The following is a 1,568-nucleotide window of genomic DNA, read 5'->3' as shown; positions in this document are numbered from 1 at the left end:
GCGATGCATCGTTTCACTACTGAGTTCGGGATGGGATCAGGTGGTTCCAATGCTCTATGGTCGTCAAGAAATTCTGTAGCCAGAATGTCCAGATGGACAGCCCAGCGAATTCGGATATGTGATGTTCGTGATGCGTTGCGAACTTTCGGTTCTGTCATCTTCACCACCACAATCTGCGCTGCAGATTGCTTGGGTGTTATATGGTCAAGCCTCACGGGCAATTAGTATTGGTTAGCTCAACGCCTCACAGCGCTTACACACCCAACCTATCAACGTCGTAGTCTTCGACGGCCCTTTAGGGGATTCAAGATCCCAGTGAGATCTCATCTTGAGGCAAGTTTCCCGCTTAGATGCTTTCAGCGGTTATCTCTTCCGAACATAGCTACCCGGCAATGCCACTGGCGTGACAACCGGAACACCAGAGGTTCGTCCACTCCGGTCCTCTCGTACTAGGAGCAGCCCCTCTCAAATCTCAAACGTCCACGGCAGATAGGGACCGAACTGTCTCACGACGTTCTAAACCCAGCTCGCGTACCACTTTAAATGGCGAACAGCCATACCCTTGGGACCGGCTTCAGCCCCAGGATGTGATGAGCCGACATCGAGGTGCCAAACACCGCCGTCGATATGAACTCTTGGGCGGTATCAGCCTGTTATCCCCGGAGTACCTTTTATCCGTTGAGCGATGGCCCTTCCATACAGAACCACCGGATCACTAAGACCTACTTTCGTACCTGCTCGACGTGTGTGTCTCGCAGTCAAGCGCGCTTTTGCCTTTATACTCTACGACCGATTTCCGACCGGTCTGAGCGCACCTTCGTACTCCTCCGTTACTCTTTGGGAGGAGACCGCCCCAGTCAAACTACCCACCATACACTGTCCTCGATCCGGATAACGGACCTGAGTTAGAACCTCAAAGTTGCCAGGGTGGTATTTCAAGGATGGCTCCATGAGAACTGGCGTCCCCACTTCAAAGCCTCCCACCTATCCTACACAAGCAAATTCAAAGTCCAGTGCAAAGCTATAGTAAAGGTTCACGGGGTCTTTCCGTCTAGCCGCGGATACACTGCATCTTCACAGCGATTTCAATTTCACTGAGTCTCGGGTGGAGACAGCGCCGCCATCGTTACGCCATTCGTGCAGGTCGGAACTTACCCGACAAGGAATTTCGCTACCTTAGGACCGTTATAGTTACGGCCGCCGTTTACCGGGGCTTCGATCAAGAGCTTCGCTTGCGCTAACCCCATCAATTAACCTTCCGGCACCGGGCAGGCGTCACACCCTATACGTCCACTTTCGTGTTTGCAGAGTGCTGTGTTTTTAATAAACAGTCGCAGCGGCCTGGTATCTTCGACCGGCATAAGCTTACGGAGCAAGTCCTTCACCTTCGCCGGCGCACCTTCTCCCGAAGTTACGGTGCCATTTTGCCTAGTTCCTTCACCCGAGTTCTCTCAAGCGCCTTGGTATTCTCTACCTAACCACCTGTGTCGGTTTGGGGTACGGTTCCCAGTTATCTGAAGCTTAGGAGCTTTTCTTGGAAGCATGGCATCAACCACTTCGTCGCCTAA

Annotated in this window: 2 rRNA genes; both read right to left on the bottom strand. The window is 52.6% G+C overall.

The window, feature by feature from the left end:
- A 5S ribosomal RNA gene (rrf, locus tag FS665_RS23100) occupies positions 1-68 on the bottom strand; the annotation flags it as partial.
- Between the two features lie 132 nt (positions 69-200).
- Positions 201-1,568, bottom strand: a 23S ribosomal RNA gene (locus FS665_RS23095); the annotation flags it as partial.

Origin of the sequence: Pseudomonas sp. URMO17WK12:I11, from assembly GCF_007677725.1 — a bacterium.
Taxonomy (GTDB): domain Bacteria; phylum Pseudomonadota; class Gammaproteobacteria; order Pseudomonadales; family Pseudomonadaceae; genus Aquipseudomonas.
This window is presented reverse-complemented; position numbering and strand designations above follow the sequence as displayed.